Below are 20,647 nucleotides of genomic sequence, written 5' to 3' on the forward strand. Positions count from 1 at the left end.
ATACCTCCCATAGGTTTGTTCTTTACTATATTATTAAATTTTCTACATAATATAACATGTCTTGACAAAGCCATTGAATGCAATTATAATTAAGCTTAATAAGTAAATGATTCTAATAATTATCATTTATGTGACACACGAATTTTATAGTTCTATATGGAGTTAATAATATAGAGAAATGGGGTTGACATCATTGAGGGTGGAATACATAAATCCCTTTATTGAAGCAAGCTTAGATGTAGTAAACCAGACAACTGGACTAAAGCCAACAATTGGCAGGGTATTCACAAGAAGTACTCCACACATCGGAAATCTTGTTATTATTATGATAGGTATAACTGGTGAAATAAGTGGTAGTGTTGTACTCTCTCTGTCCAAGCAATTAGCATGTAGGATTGCCTCAGCTATGATGTTTGGGATGCCTGTGCCGGAGCTGGATGAAATGGCCAAAAGTGCAATAGCTGAGTTGGCTAATATGGTTATGGGGCACACTGCCAATATATTTTATAAAGCAAATATGTCTATAGATATTACTCCCCCAACTGTGTTAACCTGTGAAAACATGGAGCTGACTCCTGCCAAAGCTGTAACAGTTTGTGTACCGTTAAACTTTGATGACGGAGAATCCTTACACATAGATATAAGTTACAAAGAGAATTAGATCTTTTTATTTATGAAGTAAAATTCCATTAGAATTCACCTGTGTTTAAAGCACAGGTGGATTCTGTTTATTTACCGGCAGCAACTTTTATTGCAGTTTGGTGCTGAGGATCCTTATCACCATCCATGTGCCTTGTGCTGTTTAAGAAGTGAATATCAAAGTGTCCGTCCATGTCATTGCCTTTTATCACATCTAAGTTTTCACCGCTGCCATAGCCATTTGAACGGTTATTTACATATTCGTAGGCAGGTTCTGAATCTACTCCTGCGTGGGGCATGGCGCTCATAGAGGCAGCAAGTTTTCTTCCATCAACTGTTACTATAACGGGACGTCTCTCCCAAGAAAACCCGCCCCAGATGCTTTTTATTATGGCGGTATCTTCCTTTGTTAAAGCTTCAGTGTCTGCATGGTTTGTCCCCATTGTCCTCTGAACCTTAAAGCTTTTACCGGTGTAAACGTCAGTAACTACTGCCGTAGTGCCTCTGGAAAAGACATATCTGGCAGAATCCCACCAATCCAGCAGCTCCACCTTACTTTCTTTTTCAGCTATTGCTTTTGCTTCAGTCTCTGCCTTTGCTTTAGCTTCAGCCTTTGCTTTAGTCTCTGCTTCAGCAGCTTGGGCCATTTTTTTTGCCTCCTCTAGTTTTTTTGGAGATGGTGTTCCTCCTCTAGATAATGGCACGTTGCTTGTAGTATCTGCAGTTGACTTTTGTGTGTCTGATACTGCAACACTTATTTCATCATTTGTATTACTTTCATTGGTCTGCTGTGTTTGCGCTGTTGTTTCGGCAGGCGGGGCTTGTACGGAATATGTAGAAATATTGTCTGAGATTACAGTATTTCCTGACTGGTCTTGGTAAACTCCAGCTTTTGCTGTATTCTCAAATTTAACAATTGAAAAAATAGACAAAGATACTCCTAGTATTATAGAAGCTAATATAATATTACGTTTGTTCATGTTTACTCCTCTCATAAGCCTACGAAGTTAGTTGACGGGTTCGGAAAGAGAGTTCCCTACCAAGATGGATTCACCCCAATTTTATTGATCCTCCGCTGCCTTAGCATTCGGCTTGAAACCATATATATTTTGCTTGCACTTATTTAGATAAAAAAGGGGGACAAACTCAAGCACAAGGGGATTCTAACAAACAAATATGAAGAAAATATGAAGATGCCTTTGGTAATTTTATGTGACAATGGAAGGTGATAGTTTAAAAAAAGTGCGAAATGTACTGCTGATAATTTTTTTGCCAATATTCTTGTAGCTGCACTAAAAATTATTCTGGGAGCTGTAATTGAGAGTACGAGTATGATGGCAGATGGATTTCATTCCTTATCAGACGGGTCCTCAAATATTGTTGGCCTTATCGGAATTTGGTTTGCATCAAAGCCGGTGGATAAAGACTATCCCTACGGCCACAGTAAATTTGAAACCTTGGCAGGACTTTTTATAGGGGTAATGTTGTCAGCAGTTGGAATAAATATTATCAATGGTGGGGTTCAGAGATTTATTAATCCTGTAGAGCTAAGTATTAATCTTGAGAGTATTATTACTTTAATTATAACCCTGGTTATCAATATTTTTGTCAGTAGCTATGAGTATAAGAAGGGAAGGGAGTATCATAGTCAGATACTTGTCTCAGATTCACTTCATACCCGAGCAGATATATTTGTATCTGTAGGGGTACTTGCTACTGTTATAGGTATAAGGCTTGGGGCCCCAGCTATTATTGATCCTATTGCCTCTCTTATAGTGGCAGGTTTTATTTTTTATGCTGCTGTTGAGATTTTTAGAGAAACCAGCGGAGTCATAGTTGATAAAGCTCCGGTGGATTCGGAGAGGGTAAAAGATGTGGTCACTGAGCTTCTGGAAGTGAAGGATGTCCATTATATTGGAGCCATATTATTACAGGGCTGAGCCTGAATAAATGTAAAGAGTCCGGGGCAGTATTAAAGCTGATCCAGACTCTTTATTTTTAAGTTATTCATTTAACACGAATTATAATTCTATTGTGAAGGTGGTAAGTTCATTTTCAATACTCTTCACTGAAATCTTCCCGCCGTGCTGCTGAACGATGGTCTTGGCAATGGCTAAGCCCAAGCCATAGCCTCCGCTGTTTCTGGCACGGGACTTATCTATGCGGTAAAAGCGATCAAAAATCTTGGGCAAATGTTCTTCCGGTATACCTTTACCGGTATTGGAAACTGTCAAGATAACGTTGTTATGATTTTTCTTTAATACCATAGTTACCTTTCCTTTAGGATTGGTGTATTTTAAGGCATTATCCAATAATATCATCACTACCTGTTTAAACTGTTCGCTGTTACCTTTAATAGTTATATTGGGCTCTATGTCATAATCTAAATATATATTATTTTCAAAAATCATTGCTTCCATGGTGAGCAGCACACTTTCCACAGCTTCACTCAAATTGAATTCTGAGAAAATCATTTTTGTTTCTGAATAATCCACCTGGGTTAAATATAGTAAGTCATTGGTTAACCGAGCCATCCTCTCCACTTCTGATTTAATGTAATAAAGCCATCTAGACTGATCGCTGATAGTATCGTCACTATTAGCCAACAGCACATCTACATTTGTATTTATTACAGATAAGGGAGTTTTAAGCTCATGAGAAGCATCACCAATAAACTGTTTCTGCTTGTCAAAAGCTTCCTTTATAGGCTCAATGGATCGGTTTGCAAAGAAGCGGCTGATAAAGTAAATGACTATGAGCATCACTGCTGCCACTGCTGCAAAGGTATATATCAGTCTGGTCAAAATTCCTTGACTATCCGAGATATCCAAAAAAGTTATTTTGTATCCGTCAAAGTAGGTAGTTTTCATATAGGCCCAATGGGTACCATCCAATTTTAAACGGCCTTTCTCAGTATTCTTTGACAAAGCTATATTTTTTGCGGTTTCATAGAAAATATCTTCTAATTCAAAAATAGAAGAGGTTGCAAGCTTATTACCTTTGCTATCGGTATAAACTACAAATGAAACGGAGCGTTTTGGGGGTGTCTGGTCAAAATCTGATAAATTCATACCAGGGCGATCCATAAAACCATCAGTGGGCTTACGATTGAATTCAGATAGCTTCCTTAGCTCCATGTCAATTTCTCTTCTGGTGTTATTATAGGTTATTAAATAGATGGTTAGAAAAGCTGCAAGCATAGTCACGGATATTATTACTAAATTAAGCATGAGAAATTTCTTTTTAAGCTCTTTAAACATAGGCATTCCCCCTTGTATTCCTCCTGACTAGAATATCATTTGTCCTTTTGCATTTCTAAAATATAGCCCACACCTCGGACAGTACTTATAATGACCTTTGAATTTAAGAAGGCCAGCTTTTTTCTCAAAAAAGAAATATAGACCTCTACGTGATTGTGCTCCACTTCAGAATCAAATCCCCAAAGCTTTTCTATAATTAATTCCTTTGAAGTAGCAGAGTTCTTTCGGTTAATAAGGAGTTCAAGCAGCTCACTTTCTTTCAATATGAGTTTTACCTCCTTAGTAGAGGTGGATAATTTAAGGGTTGAAGGATTTAATTCGATGTCTCCAAATTTTAATGTACTATTTTGAATTACCTCTCCTTTACGTCTGGCCACTGCACGTATCCTAGCCAGTAGTTCCTCAGTGGCAAAGGGTTTTGCCAGATAATCATCAGCACCGCTGTCAAGGCCGGCAACCTTATCGGTGATTTCCCCCTTTGCGGTGAGAAGTATTACCGGTACTCCCAGACCTTCCTTTCTTATATTTTTCAGAACAGTTAGGCCATCCATCTTAGGAAGCATAATGTCTAATATAATCAAATCGTAAATGTCACTAAATGCATTATCTAATCCTATTTCACCGTCGTGAACCATATCTACGGTATAATTGTTTTTTCTTAATATTTGTGCCAATGCCTCCGCTAAAGGGATTTCATCTTCTACTAATAGTATTCTCATTGTTTTACCTCCGTAGTTTTGAAAAAATTAAGTTTTTTATGGAACAGTTACATTATATCACAGCCTACCTTTAATAAACCTTAAATAAAATCAAAACTTATGGCTGAAAATAATTAAATTTATTTAAGGTTTATTTAAGGTTAACTTTGTAAGATAGAATCATCAGATGGAGACAAACATAAATACACCGGCAGAGAGGAGAGTTAGAGTGGCAATAGAGGTCTTTAACAGAAAAGAAAATAAATACATTTTATCTCAGGATCAGTATGATAGAATCCAAGAAGTTCTTATTCAATATATGGAACTGGATGAATATAACAGAAACCATGAGTTTTATACCATAAGCAATATTTATTATGATACAATTGATGATCAATTAATCAGAAACTCCTTATCAAAACCCGCTTATAAAGAAAAGCTGAGGCTTAGGGCTTATGGGGTACCAAAAGAAGATGAAAAGGTGTTTCTTGAGATAAAGAAAAAAGTTTGCGGCCTTGTCAACAAAAGAAGAATCAGACTAAAGCTAAATGAGGCTTATGAATTTGTAGCTACAGGAAAACTGCCGGAGTTTAAGAATTATATGAACAAGCAGGTACTTAAGGAAATTGAGTATATGTTAAGGATCTATAAGGTTGAACCCAAGCTCTACTTAGCCTATGACAGAAAGGCTTTATTCAGCAAGGAGAGCAGAGATCTGAGAATAACCTTTGATACAAATATTAGAAGCAGAAGGTATGATCTCAAATTGGAAAGTGGAGATTATGGTGAAGGACTTTTGGAGAAGGGGCAATGGCTCATGGAGATAAAGGCGGAGAAAACCTTTCCCCTATGGCTTGCACAGCTATTATCAGAGGAAAAGATATATAAGCAAAGTTTTTCTAAGTATGGAACAGAATATAAAAGAATGATAGCTAGAGAAAAAACAAAGAAGGAGAGAAAGCAATATGTTTGAATCATTATACAACAGCTTATCCAACACAACAGCAACTGGCACAGCAATTTCTTTAAAAGATGCCATTTTAACTATATTAATATCCTTTATTTTAGGAGCAATAATCAGTATTACCTATATGAAAACTTCAAACAAAGGTGGTTATTCTCAAAACTTTTCATTGACCTTGATAATTGTACCTACTGTTATAGCAATAATCGTTCTGTTGATAGGAAGTAATGTGGCAAGGGCCTTCAGTTTAGCAGGAGCCTTTTCAATCATAAGATTTAGAAGCGCACCTGGTGATTCAAAAGATATATCCTATGTCCTCTTTGCTATGGCAGCTGGATTGGCTTGTGGCGTAGGGGTCTTCGGATATGCAGTCCTCTTTACAGTTTTCCTGTGCCTGCTGATGTTCTTCTTAAACTTAATTAACTTCGGAGCAAAGAAAACTGTTAAAAAGCTTCTGAAGATAACAATACCGGAAAATCTGAATTATGAGGGAGTCTTTGATGACATCTTTGAAAAATATACTAAGAACTATGAGTTAATAAAAGTTAAAACTACAGATTTGGGAAGCTTATTTCAGCTTGTTTATACAGTAGATATGAATACCGAAACAAGTCAAAAGGAATTTCTTGATAATTTAAGGTCCAGAAACGGAAATTTAAATATTACATTATCCCTATATGCAGATAATGAGGGATTAGGCATATAGTGGCAGAGGGAGGTTTTGTTTACACTAATTAGTGGTAAACAAGCCTCTCTTTGCTTTTTATGTCATAATATAAAGAATAAAAAAATAAGCTTTAGGATATGGATGTACTGTGGTATTTCTTTTGTATGAAATTACTATAAAATTCTATATAATCTATAAAAAATGCAAAATCTGTTAATTGCAGATAAAGTATGAAGGATTTGATGTACCTTCCTAGAATAAATATGAATAAGAGGATGTAAATGAGGTGGGCTACATGATACAAAAAGAGTTAGTGAAAAAGATAATCAGTAATGTGGAAAAATCCATTTTAGGTAAGGGTCATGAAATCACTGATATTGTAAAGGGCATTTTAGCCGGTGGACATATTCTCATGGAGGATGTACCGGGTGTGGGAAAGACTACACTGGCAAAAGCATTAGCTAAGACCGTAAACCTTCAATGTAAGAGAATACAGTGTACACCGGACTTACTTCCTTCAGACATACTAGGAGTATCCATATACAACCAGAAAAGTCAGCAGTTTGAATTTAAGAAGGGACCGGTTTTTACAAATATACTCTTGGCGGATGAGATAAACAGAACATCGCCCAAGACTCAGTCGGCTCTATTAGAGGTTATGGAAGAAGAACAAGTATCCGATGGCAACGAAACCTACTATCTGGAGGCTCCTTTTATAGTTATTGCCACACAAAATCCAGTGGAGCAGCAAGGTACCTTTATGTTGCCGGAAGCTCAATTGGACAGATTTATGATAAAGGTGAAGCTAGGCTATGTAGATGCTGAAACGGAGAGTAATATATTAGAAACCTTGAATGAAAGAAAAGAAACTCTTGAACCCATCGTAGATGGAAAGGATATATTGGAGCTTCAGAGGCAAGTGAGGAAGGTTCATGCAGCTAAACCTCTATTGGATTATATTGTAAATATAATCCAATACAGCAGAGTAAGCAAATATATTGCCTTAGGCGGAAGTACAAGAGCATCTATCGCCTTATTAAGGACTTCTCAAGCCATGGCTTTTATTAATGGAAGAGACTATATTATACCGGATGATGTAAAGAAAAATGTATATCAGGTACTATGCCATAGAATTATTTTATCCCCCGTGGCTAGGGCTAATAGTATGAATGAAATGGATGTTGTAAGTGATATCCTTGACCGAATCAGTATTCCGAGGTACTAGCCTATGATAAGAGTCAATAAATATTATGCTGTTCTGATGTTAACCATGATGGGACTAGTACTTTTAATTGGCGGAGACTTCCTTTATCTGGCCTTTTACACAGCTCTTATTATAACTTTCTTTTCATTGGCATACATATTAATCGTTAAGTATGCCCTTAAATTTCAAGTTGAGTTTAAAAGAGATTACTATTCCACTGGAGATTCCTGTGAAAGTATTATAAAACTTAATTTTGATTTTCTGCTGCCTATCCCATACTTGAAAGTAAAAAGTGATATCCTTAAGTACAGTGAAGGTGAGCATACCGGCGAAGTAACAAATATGAACTATGATGAAGATAAATGGATAAAAAGAAAAATTACATTTAATAAAAGGGGTCTCTATTATATAGGAAAGGCATATATTGAAGTGTCTGATATCTTTAAAATATTTACTTACATTAAGCATGAGGACAAGAACATTAATGTAAAGGTATATCCCAAAATTTATAAGATAGATTATATTGACATCGGTGGAAAAGACATATTTCTTGAAAAGTATGATAAACATTCCACCAACGAAGACCAGTCCATTATTAAAGATGTGAGAAAGTATAGGCTTGGTGATAGTTTAAAAAAGGTTCATTGGAAAATAAGTGCAAAGTTAGGAGAACTATATGTTAAGAATACTGAGACCATATCCGGTGAGCAATACGTAGTTTTAGTGGACATGAATAAGGAAAATTACAATTATGAGGATGTTTTTGTTGAGGAAAGGGTTGTAGAGTTGGCATCATCCATTCTGCATTATCTTTCTGAAAGAGAGATAAATGCAGATGTATATTTCAACAAAAAGAATATGATGGTAAAACAGGTAATGAATAAGCAGACTTTTGATGAATTTATGGATTTTATTGTTACAGAGAAAAGTGATGGAGAGTTGTGCATTCAGGAGTTTATCTACTCAATCATCAGCCGTATTCATAGAAGCAATAAAATGCTTTTGGTCTTACCGGACTTAAAAGCAAATATAGTGGAGAATACCTTAGCTTTAAGAGATATGGGGTTTGATGTCTCTGTGTTCTATTGTGTTGAGACTGGTAACAATGAAGAATATAGGTGTAGACTGCAGATGGCAGGAATAAGCTGCACAGGAATAAGTGAAATCATGAATTGTGAAACCTAAGCTCATATAGGGGAGGCAGAATAAAATGAAATTACTCTTAGGCCCTATAAATAAAAATATTATATATATTACCCCTAAAGTACTATTGGTAATTGGCTTAATAATCAATATGATTTTAACAGCAAAGTTTTATAATATTACATTTATAGATCCCATCATAGTACTTGTTGTATTACTGCTAGGTATTTTAATAGAACATCTATATGGTGTATGCCTTAAAAAGTTATATACAAAACTTGCTGCTGCTGTTCTTTTAGTATATTTTTATATAAAAGTAGTAAGCACCTGGGGAATCAAATCCTTACAAGAATATTTTGCTATAATCAAAGACACAAATATAAAAATATTCTATAGTCAGGAGATACCTATATACGATATTTTCCCAGTTGCACTTTTACTGGTGATTTTTATTATCGTTTTGGTATTTGCTGCAGACAGGAAATTACTGGGCAATTGGTCTATTGTAGCTCAGTTTATATATTTAACTTATGTTTCCTATTATTCCAAGGGCAATAGAATATTTTATATTATATTAATTATACTTTCTATTTTATACTTTTCTACGAATACTTACAGGAGGACCAAGCTACAAGCAGATAGGGAGAGGTTAAAATTTTCAGTAGAAGCAAAAAAGGTGTGTAAAAATTATATTATAGCATCTCTTGCTGTTTTTCTCATAGCACTTGGTCTGGTTAAAGTAACGGGGACAAAAAGCTTATCGGAACTGCAGGAAATATTGAGAAAAAATATTTTAAAGAATGTATATACTAATATGGCCAAGCTATATGATATCAGTAGTTACGGCTTTGGTGACGGAGATAAATTAGGGGGACCATTAGTAGCTAACAATGAAATAATGCTGAGAGTAAAGAGTGATAAGGCCTATTATTTGCGGGGCACAGTAAAAGATTATTACACCGGAGAAAAGTGGAATATAACTACCAGTAATTATTATATAGCTGATAGGCCCGATGAAAAACTTTTAAGCAGAAAGGTGCAGGAAAAATTACTAGGTGATGCTCTGCAGTATGGATTTGCTGAACCTAAGCAAATAACGGTATATAACGAGAGAATAAAAAGCACATCTCTTTTTACTCCCTATAACACCGTCTTAGTCACTTCTGATAAAAAGAATATTGGTACAACTAGAGACAATAGCTTCATGTTATTGGAAAAAAATATTAACCATAAGTATTATAATGCCAGTTTCTATGAAAGTACTACAGGTTTTGATAACTTTGAAGAGTTTTATAACAGAAATCTTAAATTAGATTATGGTTTAATACTGGACAATCCTGAGAACAGCACACAGGCAGAATATCTGAAAAGCTTATACTGGAAGTGCTTACAGCTGCCCTATAATATCACAGACAGAACCAAGGAGTTGGCTGAAAAAATTGTTTCCGGTGGCGATGGTATTAGCGACAGCCTTAGTATTGAAGGAAAGATTTACAGAATAATGGACTTTTTGAGAAAGAACTACACTTATGAAACAGATGTGCCAAATGTGCCAAAAGGTGAAGAATTTACAGATTATTTTTTATTTGAGCTGAAAAAAGGATACTGCACATCCTTTGCTACAGCGGCAGTGATCTTGTGTAGGTTAGAGGGAATTCCTGCCAGATATGTGGAAGGCTTCAGCATGGCAAATACAATGGACACTGATGGTTTATATGTAGTACGGGGCAATAATGCTCATGCATGGTGTGAGGTCTTAGTTTCTGCAGAGTATAATCTGTGGGCTGTCTTAGAGTGTACACCTCCAAACTACAGGGTTGACAGCAGTATTGTAGTACAAGGCAACAAGGAAATTAAGATGCTGCTTGAGAAGAATGATGATAAAATTAATTTATCTAAGCTAATTGAAAGTGAAAAAGATATTGGCAATAAAATATCAGCATTATCCAGTTCGTTTTTGGAAACTATATTAAAGGTAGGCTTAGTAATATTATTGTTGCTTGGTTTTTTATTAATACTTTACTTCAGTTATCAAGTAATTAGAGATAGGAAAGAAGTAAGCCGAATCCTAAAACATAACAAGATTAATTTATTGTACTATTATATAAAGAATAGATTAACTGCACTTGGGATAGCAAATTCTCCAAACTTGTCAGACCAGGAATACATAAGCAGAATAATCGATAAAAAGTTAAGGGAATATTTAGAAGAAATTATAGGTATATATGAGAAAGAATATTATGGTGATAGATCAGAGGTCAATAACTATGATAAAAAGAAGTATTTAAAGCAAATTGAAGAATACATAAGAGGAAGCCAAAATATATTCTCATATATTGTGAAAAAATATGATTTAGATATAAGAGCATACTTAAAGAATAATATTAAAGAAAATTGAATGTAATATTTATGAAAACTTTGGCAAGAATACTGGATAAATTTGAATTTTTATTATATAATATTAATTATAATAATACTATTTTATAAACTTTAAAAGGAGAGGTTAACTATGAAAAAATATGTTTGTATTGCATGTGGATATATCTATGACCCAGCAGAGGGAGATCCAGATAATGGAGTAGAACCAGGAACTGCTTTTGAAGATGTTCCAGAAGATTGGCTTTGCCCACTTTGCGGTGTAGGTAAGGATCAGTTTGAAGAGGTTGAAGAATAATAGAATCAACAGATTTGAACATAATAAAGCAAATAAAAATAGGTGGTCATGGCCACCTATTTTTATTTGCTTTATATTCCAGTAAAAACTCTTTTAAGTATAGTTTTCTTCTCTATCAAAGTATAAAATAATATTCCTAAAATGTAAGCACAAACAATTTGTCCCCAACCAACATGTAGGAAACCTATCAAAAATGTAGGTGCTACTCCCTCATAGTATAATAATCCACCCACAATTAATGCATTAAATAATACTGACGGAATTGGAACAAGATATTTCTTATACTTTAATTTGCTCTTACCTATATAATATGTGGCAATAGCAGCTAACAATGAAGCCAGTGAACCCACTACTATATCAAGCCATCCGTAGGGGCTTAATAAATTAGCAATCATGCAGCCAACAAAAAGAGAATAAATATGGATTGAGGAAAATGCGGGCAGAACAGTGAGAGCCTCAGCTATTCTGTATTGGATGAGCCCATAGCCTGAAAATGATAATACCATTGTCAGAGTGGCGTAAATTGCAGCAACCATTGCTGCGGAAACCAATTTTCTTGTTGTAAATTTCATTTTAATAATACCTCCCTAGTTTTTTTTAGAGACAGGATGGTTTCGAACTGTCTATATTCTTTTAAAGAATACTTGTACATTTTATCAGATGTTATTACTTTGGTCAATTATAAAATATCAGAATAAGTATGATGTACAATAATACGGATTTTATAAATATATGCAGGACTTTGTCTATTTAATGAGATTTATTTTGTTATAATAATGTAGTAATTCCTAATATAATCTAGTAAAATATGAAGGTGTATATTGAATAGATAGATAATAATTGATGCAAAAAATATCTTTTTATACTTATATAAAATAAAATGTAGTGGAGATGAGTATGGATTACAAAATTGTTGATGCAAAAGATATAGTTTTAGAAAATGGTTTAAGAGTGGTAACAATTAAAAAACAAACAAGTATAGCCTCGATACAATGTGGTGTAAAAATTGGAGCTCTTTATGAAAGCCATGAGGAAAGGGGGATTTCCCATTTTATTGAGCATATGCTTTTTAAAGGCACAAAAAATAGAGATAATGAAAGTCTAAACAGTGCCTTAGAGTTTCTTGGCGGTGAATATAATGCTTATACCGACTATACAAATACGGTATACAGTGTTACCGTTTTAGCAGAAGAAACGAAAAATGCCTTGAGTCTTTTGTCAGATATGCTTATTAATTCCATATTTCCTGAGGAGGAAATAGCTAAAGAAAAGGATGTTATCATGGCAGAATACAGGTCCAGTAGTGATGATGTTGAGGATTACAGCTATAGGATGGTAAACAACTATGGTTTTAAAAACAGTCCTTTAAAGTACGATGTAATAGGTACAGCTGACTCTATAGCTAAATTTAATAGAGAAAAGGCTGTGAATTTTTACAATAAGTACTATGTGCCTAATAACACAGTGATTTCAGTGGTGTCTCCAATGAAACATGAGGAGGCCTTAGAGGTAATAAGAAAGTTGTTTGGGGCTTGGCAGTACAAACCGGTGGAATTAATTAAGCCGGAACATGAAAAAAACATAAAGATAAAAAAGACTACCTATAAAAGTAATATAGAACAATGTACTATAACCTATCTCTATACCTTTTATGGGCTAGATAAGGACAAAGAGTTAGCATTGAGAATATTAAATCACAAATTTGGAGAAAGTGCCAACTCCATATTGTTCAGAGAATTGAGAGAAAACCGCGGCTTAGCCTATGATGTATATACCCATCTTGATACTAACAGAGAAATAAAGACCTTGTACATTTATACAGCAGTAAAGGAAGCTTCTGTAAAAGAAGCCCTTGAAGTAATAAATAGTTGTATAGAACAATTAAAAAATGGCAAGATTTTATTAGATGATGAAATGCTGGTATTGATGAAAAAGGTCCTAAAAACTGCAGTTGCTTCTACTCTAGAAGATTCTACGGACCTGGCAAATTACATTTTACACCAGTGCTTAGATGGAGAAAATATCTATGAATTTGTCGAAGATATGAGAAAGATACAAGAAATACGCAAGGAAGACATATATAATGTAGCAAGGGAAGTTTTTGTGGATCCGGCTATACATATATTGAAGCCGAAAAAATGAGAAGGGAACAGTTATGGAAAATATAATAACTAAGTTAGAAGTTCAAAAAAATAATACAAAGAGAGTAAATGTATATATTAATGATGACTATGCTTTTAGCTGCCATGCAGAGCTTGTTTATAAATATGATTTGAAAAAGTCTAAACTGGTTGATTTAGAGCAAATTAAGGATATTATCACTGCAGATAACCTTATGAAAGCAAAAAATGATGCACTAAAATACCTGGAAAGAAGTTATAAGACAGAAAAAGAATTAAGGGATAAGCTATATAAGAAGGGATATGATGAAACAACTGTACAAGGCACAGTTGCTTTTCTTAAGGAATACAACTTTTTAAATGATGAAAAATACGCAGAAATGTATATTAAGGACAAACAGAAGAGGTCTGGAAAAAATAAGCTAAAATATGATCTTATTAAAAAAGGTATAGATGAAGAAATCATACAAGAATTTACCTCTAAGATGGATGCCGGTGTTGAAGATGATACGGCAGAGTCACTTGCTGCGAAGAAATACCAAACCATAATAAAAAGAGAAACAGACAAGAAAAAGATATATGAAAAGTTACTGAGATTCCTAGTTAACAAAGGATTTAGCTGGGAAATCGCAAAGAAGGCAATAGAAAAAGTAATGGAGTTTCAGATAGAAGAGTAAAGGTGGTGGTCAAATTTTGAAGGTAAATGCCATATCAGTAATTCTCATTATGGCTTTTTTATATCCTATAATAAGGGGGTATATATTAAACTTCTCATCCATAGAGCTAAAAAGTGATATTATCTCCGTTGAAGGAGATATGGGATTAATTGCTGCCATTATATCCGGTTTATTTTTTTTTAGAAGAATATTTGTCCAACACAACTATGGTATTTATGATAGGATGTACAGGGCAATACCCCCAACTATAACCGATAAATTAGAGGACAACCCTTATTTATTGTATCTAATTGTGTTACCAATCATTGTACTTATCCTATATGAAATTATAAAACTATTTTTTTATCTTATAAACATGGTGATAATATTTCCTTTTCTTGATGTGCTGGAAAGGGCTTTAGGCCATAAGAGTAATACTATTAAAAGATTTATTTCATCAATTTTTGAAATACCTAGGGCCATATGTGTCACTATATTATTAGCTGTATTATTTAATATTGCTGCCTTTATGAATTTAAATGCCCAATTTAATGACTATCTTTCCCGCTCAGAAATATACAATTATATTTGTAAGGATATTATTGTACCAATAGCTAACTCTAAGCTGGCACGACAGATTCCTAATATTATAAATAACTCCATAAAAATTGAGGTAAAGGAAGCGGCTAAGAGCATAGGCGGCAGTGACAGTGTCATTATATATTATAACGGAATTACCTTGGATGAAGGTATACAATCAAATGAAGCTATTGATAGTTTTGCAAGGAGTCTTGTAGCTGATGTGGACAGTGAATATGAAAAAGCGAAAATAATATATGAGTGGATTGGCCGGAATTTAGAATACGACAATGAAAAGGCCACAAGAATATTAAATAATGACTTTTCAGTGAAATCTGGTGCTATAGCCGCTTATAATGAAAAAAAAGGCATATGTTTCGATTACACTTGCCTTTACATTGCTATGTGCAGGGCTGTTAACCTAGATGTAAGAATGATTACAGGTGAAGGTTTTAATGGAGTAAGTTGGATTACCCATGCATGGAATCAAGTATTGGTATATGGTAAGTGGATTAATGTGGACACAACCTTCTACAAAGGTGGCAACTACTTTGACAGCAGCAGATTTGGTCTTGATCATAGAAATTCTTCAATAGCTGGAGAATGGAGATAAATCCCTTTAACGGGGATTTTTTTTATATCCTTGAATAATTAGCTGAATAGCTTTTTCACAATCTTTATCATTATTGTCTAAACTCCATGCTGTATTAAAATATATAAGGGCCTTTTTTGTGTCCTTCAACATGGCATAGCAGTAGGCTAGGTTAAAAAAGTATTTACTGTTTCTGCGAAGTTCAATGGCACGTTTTAATAGGTTTATTGCTTTTTCGTATTCTTTTAATTTTATAAAACATACTCCTGAATTATAAAAAGAAGCGGACTCATTTTCTTTATATTCTATAGCTTTTTCATAAAATTCAATTGCTTTTTTATAGTCTTTAATATTATAGTATTCGTTTGCCTTTTCGAAGTAATTCATAGAAAACCTCCCGTAATTAGTTCTACATAATAATATATTCCTGATTTACAAGCATATTACATTTAGATTATTGTCTGTATTGAAAAAAATATACTTAATACTACAAAAAATCATGATAATGAGAACAATGTAAGAATTTATAAAGATTTTCCTTGATAATTGGAACCAGGTGCAGCTTTAAAAGTTAGTCCAAAAGTAATAAACTTAATATTAAATGGGATAATACGGTATTAATGTATATGTGTGTATCACTATTTAAATTGTGTTTGGAGGTGTTACTGTGGAAGAGACAATCAAAAAAATCATTGCCATTGACAAGGATGCAGAAAATTTTCGGAAAATAAATGATGAAATTCTTGTAAGAAAGAGAAAAGACCTTCAAAATGAGATGAAAGCCATGTCTGAGAATAATTTTGCCTTTATCCAAGAGGAAAGGAAAAGGGTTTGGGAAGAAGAAATGAACCGTGCAGACCAAGAGATAATGAATATACATGCAAAAGAAAAGAAAGCACTTGAAGAACTTACAGCGTCATTTCTCAATATTAAGGATGAAATAATAGAAAAAGTATTTGAAAGATTGTTAGACTCTTTTAAACAGGTGTAGCTTATGGGTAGTGTTGTAGAATTTTCAGCGGTGAATACAAAGGTTAAGGCTTTGGAAGGGCGATTATTATCAAAGGAGCAAATAGGTGAGCTCATTGCTTGTAATAGTTATAAAGAGGCTCTAAGATTTTTAAAAACAAGTACAAAGTACAGTGAAGCACTAGAGGGATACACTATTGAAGAATTGCATAGGGGTCAGCTGGAAGTTATTTTGAAAAAGCATTATATTAGAAATTTTACTAAGCTTATGCATTATTTAAGTGAAGACTATAAAAAACTTTTGAGAATTATTTTTATACGTTTCGAAGTTGAGGACATTAAAATTATATTAAGAGGAAAATACATAGAGCGAGAAAATGATGAACTATTAAACATGCTTAATTTTCAGTGTTCGCTGAGCACTGTAGACTACAATGAGTTGTTACAAGCCAATAGTGTTGGTGAAGTTGTGGAAAAGCTTAGAGGAACTGTATATTACAAGCACATAGCAAATTTGGTTAAAGATGTTGAGAAGGAAAGCCTATTTCAAATAGAAATGGCTTTGGACTTTGTCTACTTTATAATGCTCAGAAAATTCATAAAAAAGCTTCCTAAGGAGGACAGAGATGTAATTAGGAAGTTGAATGGTACTTATGCAGACCTTCTTAATATACAATGGATATTTAGGGGGATTAAATACTATAAATTAAAGCCTGAAATATTATTTAACTACACTATATATGATGGATGGAGATTAAAAAAAGAAGATATAAAGGCCTTATGCTATAGTGGAGACCTTAAGGAATTCTATAATAGGGTTAATAGTACCATTTATAAAGAAGTATTCTACAGGAGCAATTTCCAGGAATACCTTCTTGAAAAAGAAATATTGGCATATTTAAAAAAGATATATTTAAAATATAGTTCAGAGTTTAAGAGAAATATCTCTGTGGTATTGGCATACCTTGAATTGGCGCTGCTAGAGTGTAGGGACATAATCAGTATTGTTGAAAATAAAAGATATAGTCAACTTGGAGAAGACATTATACAGTTTATTACTGCGACAATTTGAATTATGGGGTGAGAAAATGGCGATTGAAAAAATGGTAATGCTAAATATGGTGGGTCATATGGCGGATATAGACAAGGTGTCCAAGACAATTGTAAAAGCTGGTTATATGCAACCAGTTAGTGCTATTCAAGAAATAGACACCACAGATTTCACTGTGAAGACTACCGAGGACAACCTTGAGGTCTTGATGGACGTTTGTTATATTAGACCCTATAGTTCAGAAAGAGATTATACAGAACTAGAAAGTAGGTTGGAGAAAATAAAAAGCATATGTCCCAAAGTTAAAATACATGGATTAAAAAATAAGGAATTAATCTATGACTTTTCGACGCTTCAATCATCAATTTTTAGCCTATCTCTTAAGATAGAAAATGCCTATGAGAAGTTCTTAAGTAAACAGGCTGAAAAAGATAAGATTACAGAGATTTTAAAGAACTTGAAATTTATAAATGATCTGGACATTTCATTAGAAGATATAAATAACCTTAAGTACATGGATTTTAGGGTTATGAAAATATCTACAGAAAATATGAAAAAACTAAAAGTTAATTATGAAAATATACCGTCCATTGCTATCAGCATATATAAGGATGTAAGTTACGAGATAATATTTGCTTTTACTCCTTACATATTAATTGCTGAAGCTCATAGAATATTTAAATCACTGAATTGCGAATTAATACCCCAGCCACCGGTGGAAAAGGGAACTCCTAGAGAAATCATAGAAATACTGCAGAAAAAGCTACAGACATTAAATGAAGAAATTCAACAATTGGACTTAGGCCTGAAACAAATAATAAAAGAGAACATGGAGATTGTTGCAATTTTAGATAAGAGCTTAGAACTAGAGATTAAAAGCAACCAAATTAAGAATACAATGGCTTGCACAAATGATTTTTTTTACTTTTCAGGTTGGATACCACAGAGATTTGTAAGCTATATTAAAAAAGAACTTAGTTTTTGTGAGGAAAGACTTATCATTACTGAAAAGGAAGCCAAGGAAGTAAGTAAGAGTATAGTTCCACCAACCTGCTTAAAGAATAATGTTTTAGCTAAGCCCTTTGAAAGCATGGTGGCTATGTATGGGATTCCATCCTATGACGAAGTTGATCCAACCTTCTTTTTAGCAGTAAGTTATATGCTTCTCTTTGGTGCTATGTTTGGTGATGTGGGACAAGGATTAATCTTTGTTCTGGCTGGAATTTTCCTCATGCATAAGATGAGACGTCCCAACCTAGGTGGGGTTCTACTTAGAATGGGAATAAGTTCTACCATCTTTGGTTTTGCCTACGGCAGTGTCTTTGGCTTTGAAGAACTTCCTCATTTTTTGGCAGAACTTTTAGGCACTGAGGAGATGCCTCATTTTTTCATAAGACCTATGGAAAACATAATGGATACTCTCCTTTACGGAGTAATATTAGGCTGCATATTACTTATCATCAGTTATATATACAGTTTAATTAACAGCTATAAAAAAAGAGATGCTAAGAGGGGGATATTTGGCAAGGAAGGTCTGGTAGGAATGCTGTTCTTTATAGCAGTACTAGCCTTTGCTTACAGTAAATTTCAAGGATTATATATGATAAGTGACAAACTATGGATCACATTTTTCATACTGGCTTTGGTGCTTATGCTGTTGCATGAGCCGCTTGGGAATCTGCTTGAGGGCAAAAGGCCCTTGTTTGAAGAAAGTAAGACAGATTACTTTGTAGAAGGAGGCTTCGGAATAATAGAAGTCTTAATAAGCCTTTTTTCTAACATTCTCTCATTTATAAGAGTGGGTGCTTTTGCTTTAAACCACGTGGGACTATTTATGGCTTTTACTGCTTTAGCCAAGATGATGCGGGGCAGTGGTAGTATTTTTATGTATATACTTGGTAATATTGTCATCATAGGCCTTGAAGGCTTGATAGTATTTATCCAGGGCTTGAGGCTAGAGTACTATGAACTCTTCAGCAAGTATTTTGAAGGGGGCGGCGTAGAGTTTCAAGCAGTAAAAATAAACGACAGCTTTATAAATTAAAATATTTGGAGGGATAAGTATGATTATAATTTCTTTATTAACATTTATATTAGTAGTTTCAACAGTGACCTATGGCTTGGTTCAAAAATCTAAGGCGGACTTGTGTGGGAAGGCACGGCTAAAAAAGGCAATAGGCATCAATCTCGCAATGTTTATTCCGGTTATGTGCGGAGCCTTGATTTTATTGATACCCGATGTGGTAAGGGCAGCTGGTGATGCAGGACTTTCAAATCCACAAGGCTTAGGCTATTTGGCTGCTGCCTTGAGTACGGGCCTTGCGACCATAGGTACAGGTTATGCGGTTGGAACTGTAGGCTCAGCAGCCTTGGGCGCTGTTTCTGAAGATCCTAAACTATTTGGTAAGACACTTATCTATGTGGGACTAGGAGAAGGTATTGCCATTTACGGTCTTATTATTTCAATTATGATACTAAATACTCTATAGGTGAATTTTAAATGAAGACATTTTTGATCAGTGATAATGTGGATACTTACGTTGGACTAAGGATAGCAGGAATCAATGGTATTGTACTGCACAATAAGGACGAAATTGAATTCATAATGGATAAACTCATACAGGATAAGGAATTAGGAATCATTATTTTAACTGAAAAAGCCGCTGCTGTTGTGCAGGACAAGTTAAGGGAAATAAAGCTAAGAAGTACCTTGCCGCTTATAGTTGAGATACCGGACAGGCATGGCAGCTATAAGGGAAAAGATGCAATGTTAAATTATATTAAGGATTCAATAGGCTTAAAAATATGAGGTGATATATTTGACTACTATTGAAGATAAAATCAGACTATTTTCAAAAATTATATACGACAAGATTAAGGCAGATAAACAAGCCGAATTTGATAGCTTTGAAAGGGAAAGAGAACAGAAATTAGAGGAACTTAAGAAACATTTGGAGGAGAATACCCAGGAAGAGATAAAGGAAGCTTCTAAAAAGGCCAAGTTAAAGGCGGTAGAAAAGATATCAAAAGAGAAAATCAAGTTTCAGCAGATGCAAATGTCCCTTAGGGAAGATATGCAGAAGCAAATCAACCAGGCCCTGGAAAAAAGAATACTTGACTATGTAGAAACAGCTGAATATGAGAACTTGTCTTTGAAGTTGTTGGAAGATGTAATAGATAAGTTGGGAGAGGATAATTACATTTTATATCTGACGAGAAAAGATGGGGAGCGGCTCAGTGAAAAAATAATTTCTTTTTGCTGTGGTAAAGGTGTAGCAATAGTGATAAGGGAAGCTGAGAATGATATTTTAGGTGGCTTCCTCCTAGAAGATAGCGATAGAAAATATAGAATTGACAATTCCTTGAGTAATAAGTTGCTTCAGTTAAGGGACTTTATAGGGTTGAGTATCAACGAGAGCTTGAGATAGGGG

22 protein-coding genes and 1 riboswitch are annotated in these 20,647 nt (G+C 34.3%); of the genes, 17 read left to right on the forward strand and 5 right to left on the reverse strand.

Going from position 1 to position 20,647, the window contains the following annotated elements; translation table 11 throughout:
* Positions 1 to 199: 199 nt before the first annotated feature.
* Positions 200 to 661 (forward strand): chemotaxis protein CheX, encoded by a 462-nt coding sequence (locus FHY60_RS07025; RefSeq protein ID WP_243122273.1) that lies wholly within the window; start codon positions 200 to 202, stop codon positions 659 to 661.
* A 67-nt stretch (positions 662 to 728) separates the two neighbouring features.
* Here the strand turns inward: FHY60_RS07025 and FHY60_RS18275 are convergent, their stop codons facing one another.
* Positions 729 to 1,619 (reverse strand): hypothetical protein, encoded by an 891-nt coding sequence (locus tag FHY60_RS18275; RefSeq protein WP_243122247.1) that lies wholly within the window; start codon positions 1,617 to 1,619, stop codon positions 729 to 731.
* Between the two features lies 1 nt (position 1,620).
* Positions 1,621 to 1,742, reverse strand: a riboswitch (cyclic di-AMP (ydaO/yuaA leader).
* Between the two features lie 213 nt (positions 1,743 to 1,955).
* Between FHY60_RS18275 and FHY60_RS07035 the strand changes: the two genes are divergently transcribed.
* On the forward strand, positions 1,956 to 2,579 hold the full coding sequence (locus FHY60_RS07035) for a cation diffusion facilitator family transporter (RefSeq protein ID WP_243122274.1): 624 nt from the start codon (positions 1,956 to 1,958) through the stop codon (positions 2,577 to 2,579).
* 81 nt (positions 2,580 to 2,660) lie between these two features.
* On the opposite strand, the gene FHY60_RS07040 is transcribed toward FHY60_RS07035, so the two are convergent.
* Entirely contained in the window at positions 2,661 to 3,899 is a 1,239-nt protein-coding gene (locus FHY60_RS07040) for a sensor histidine kinase (RefSeq protein WP_139904307.1), read from the reverse strand.
* Between the two features lie 35 nt (positions 3,900 to 3,934).
* The gene (locus tag FHY60_RS07045; RefSeq protein WP_139904308.1) at positions 3,935 to 4,618 is read right to left on the reverse strand and encodes a response regulator transcription factor; all 684 of its coding nucleotides are present in this window, start codon (positions 4,616 to 4,618) and stop codon (positions 3,935 to 3,937) included.
* A gap of 166 nt (positions 4,619 to 4,784) precedes the next feature.
* Here FHY60_RS07045 and FHY60_RS07050 point away from each other — a divergent pair, with 166 nt between their 5' ends.
* The 6 genes from FHY60_RS07050 (at position 4,785) to rd (ending at position 11,249) form a co-directional block, all read left to right on the forward strand.
* A complete protein-coding gene (locus FHY60_RS07050) occupies positions 4,785 to 5,570 on the forward strand; it encodes a polyphosphate polymerase domain-containing protein (RefSeq protein WP_243122248.1) in 786 nt (261 codons plus the stop codon).
* Positions 5,563 to 6,267 (forward strand): DUF4956 domain-containing protein, encoded by a 705-nt coding sequence (locus FHY60_RS07055; protein WP_139904309.1) that lies wholly within the window; start codon positions 5,563 to 5,565, stop codon positions 6,265 to 6,267. The genes FHY60_RS07050 and FHY60_RS07055 overlap by 8 nt, the downstream gene beginning before the upstream one ends.
* A gap of 256 nt (positions 6,268 to 6,523) precedes the next feature.
* A complete protein-coding gene (locus FHY60_RS07060) occupies positions 6,524 to 7,453 on the forward strand; it encodes an AAA family ATPase (protein WP_139904310.1) in 930 nt (309 codons plus the stop codon).
* A gap of 3 nt (positions 7,454 to 7,456) precedes the next feature.
* Positions 7,457 to 8,617 carry a DUF58 domain-containing protein gene (locus tag FHY60_RS07065; protein ID WP_139904311.1) on the forward strand — a complete coding sequence of 387 codons (1,161 nt, stop codon included), beginning with the start codon at positions 7,457 to 7,459 and terminating at the stop codon, positions 8,615 to 8,617.
* 25 nt (positions 8,618 to 8,642) lie between these two features.
* The gene (locus FHY60_RS07070; protein WP_139904312.1) at positions 8,643 to 10,973 is read left to right on the forward strand and encodes a transglutaminase-like domain-containing protein; all 2,331 of its coding nucleotides are present in this window, start codon (positions 8,643 to 8,645) and stop codon (positions 10,971 to 10,973) included.
* A gap of 111 nt (positions 10,974 to 11,084) precedes the next feature.
* A complete protein-coding gene (gene rd, locus FHY60_RS07075) occupies positions 11,085 to 11,249 on the forward strand; it encodes a rubredoxin (RefSeq protein WP_139904313.1) in 165 nt (54 codons plus the stop codon).
* Between the two features lie 71 nt (positions 11,250 to 11,320).
* On the opposite strand, the gene FHY60_RS07080 is transcribed toward rd, so the two are convergent.
* A complete protein-coding gene (locus tag FHY60_RS07080; RefSeq protein ID WP_139904314.1) occupies positions 11,321 to 11,821 on the reverse strand; it encodes a QueT transporter family protein in 501 nt (166 codons plus the stop codon).
* Between the two features lie 325 nt (positions 11,822 to 12,146).
* Here FHY60_RS07080 and FHY60_RS07085 point away from each other — a divergent pair, with 325 nt between their 5' ends.
* The 3 genes from FHY60_RS07085 to FHY60_RS07095 are packed head-to-tail and all read left to right on the forward strand — an operon-like array spanning position 12,147 to position 15,217.
* Positions 12,147 to 13,391 (forward strand): M16 family metallopeptidase, encoded by a 1,245-nt coding sequence (locus tag FHY60_RS07085; protein WP_139904315.1) that lies wholly within the window; start codon positions 12,147 to 12,149, stop codon positions 13,389 to 13,391.
* 13 nt (positions 13,392 to 13,404) lie between these two features.
* Positions 13,405 to 14,046: a recombination regulator RecX gene (recX, locus tag FHY60_RS07090; protein ID WP_139904316.1), complete on the forward strand. Its 642-nt coding sequence runs from the start codon at positions 13,405 to 13,407 to the stop codon at positions 14,044 to 14,046.
* Between the two features lie 16 nt (positions 14,047 to 14,062).
* Positions 14,063 to 15,217 carry a transglutaminase domain-containing protein gene (locus FHY60_RS07095; protein ID WP_139904317.1) on the forward strand — a complete coding sequence of 385 codons (1,155 nt, stop codon included), beginning with the start codon at positions 14,063 to 14,065 and terminating at the stop codon, positions 15,215 to 15,217.
* A gap of 6 nt (positions 15,218 to 15,223) precedes the next feature.
* Here the strand turns inward: FHY60_RS07095 and FHY60_RS07100 are convergent, their stop codons facing one another.
* Positions 15,224 to 15,583 carry a tetratricopeptide repeat protein gene (locus tag FHY60_RS07100; RefSeq protein ID WP_139904318.1) on the reverse strand — a complete coding sequence of 120 codons (360 nt, stop codon included), beginning with the start codon at positions 15,581 to 15,583 and terminating at the stop codon, positions 15,224 to 15,226.
* A 280-nt stretch (positions 15,584 to 15,863) separates the two neighbouring features.
* Here FHY60_RS07100 and FHY60_RS07105 point away from each other — a divergent pair, with 280 nt between their 5' ends.
* The 6 genes from FHY60_RS07105 to FHY60_RS07130 are packed head-to-tail and all read left to right on the forward strand — an operon-like array spanning position 15,864 to position 20,644.
* Positions 15,864 to 16,187, forward strand: a complete 324-nt coding sequence (locus FHY60_RS07105; protein WP_139904319.1) for a hypothetical protein — start codon at positions 15,864 to 15,866, stop codon at positions 16,185 to 16,187.
* 3 nt (positions 16,188 to 16,190) lie between these two features.
* Positions 16,191 to 17,237 carry a V-type ATPase subunit gene (locus FHY60_RS07110; protein ID WP_139904320.1) on the forward strand — a complete coding sequence of 349 codons (1,047 nt, stop codon included), beginning with the start codon at positions 16,191 to 16,193 and terminating at the stop codon, positions 17,235 to 17,237.
* A gap of 16 nt (positions 17,238 to 17,253) precedes the next feature.
* Positions 17,254 to 19,260 (forward strand): V-type ATP synthase subunit I, encoded by a 2,007-nt coding sequence (locus tag FHY60_RS07115; RefSeq protein WP_139904321.1) that lies wholly within the window; start codon positions 17,254 to 17,256, stop codon positions 19,258 to 19,260.
* Positions 19,261 to 19,279: 19 nt separating this feature from the next.
* Positions 19,280 to 19,705, forward strand: coding sequence for an ATP synthase subunit C (locus FHY60_RS07120; RefSeq protein ID WP_139904322.1), 426 nt, complete (start codon positions 19,280 to 19,282; stop codon positions 19,703 to 19,705).
* Positions 19,706 to 19,716: 11 nt separating this feature from the next.
* Positions 19,717 to 20,025 carry a V-type ATP synthase subunit F gene (locus tag FHY60_RS07125; protein ID WP_139904323.1) on the forward strand — a complete coding sequence of 103 codons (309 nt, stop codon included), beginning with the start codon at positions 19,717 to 19,719 and terminating at the stop codon, positions 20,023 to 20,025.
* A gap of 10 nt (positions 20,026 to 20,035) precedes the next feature.
* A complete protein-coding gene (locus tag FHY60_RS07130; protein WP_163215860.1) occupies positions 20,036 to 20,644 on the forward strand; it encodes a V-type ATP synthase subunit E in 609 nt (202 codons plus the stop codon).
* Positions 20,645 to 20,647 lie beyond the last annotated feature (3 nt).

Origin of the sequence: Clostridium thermarum, assembly GCF_006351925.1 — a bacterium.
Lineage (GTDB): Bacteria > Bacillota > Clostridia > Clostridiales > Clostridiaceae > Clostridium_AU > Clostridium_AU thermarum.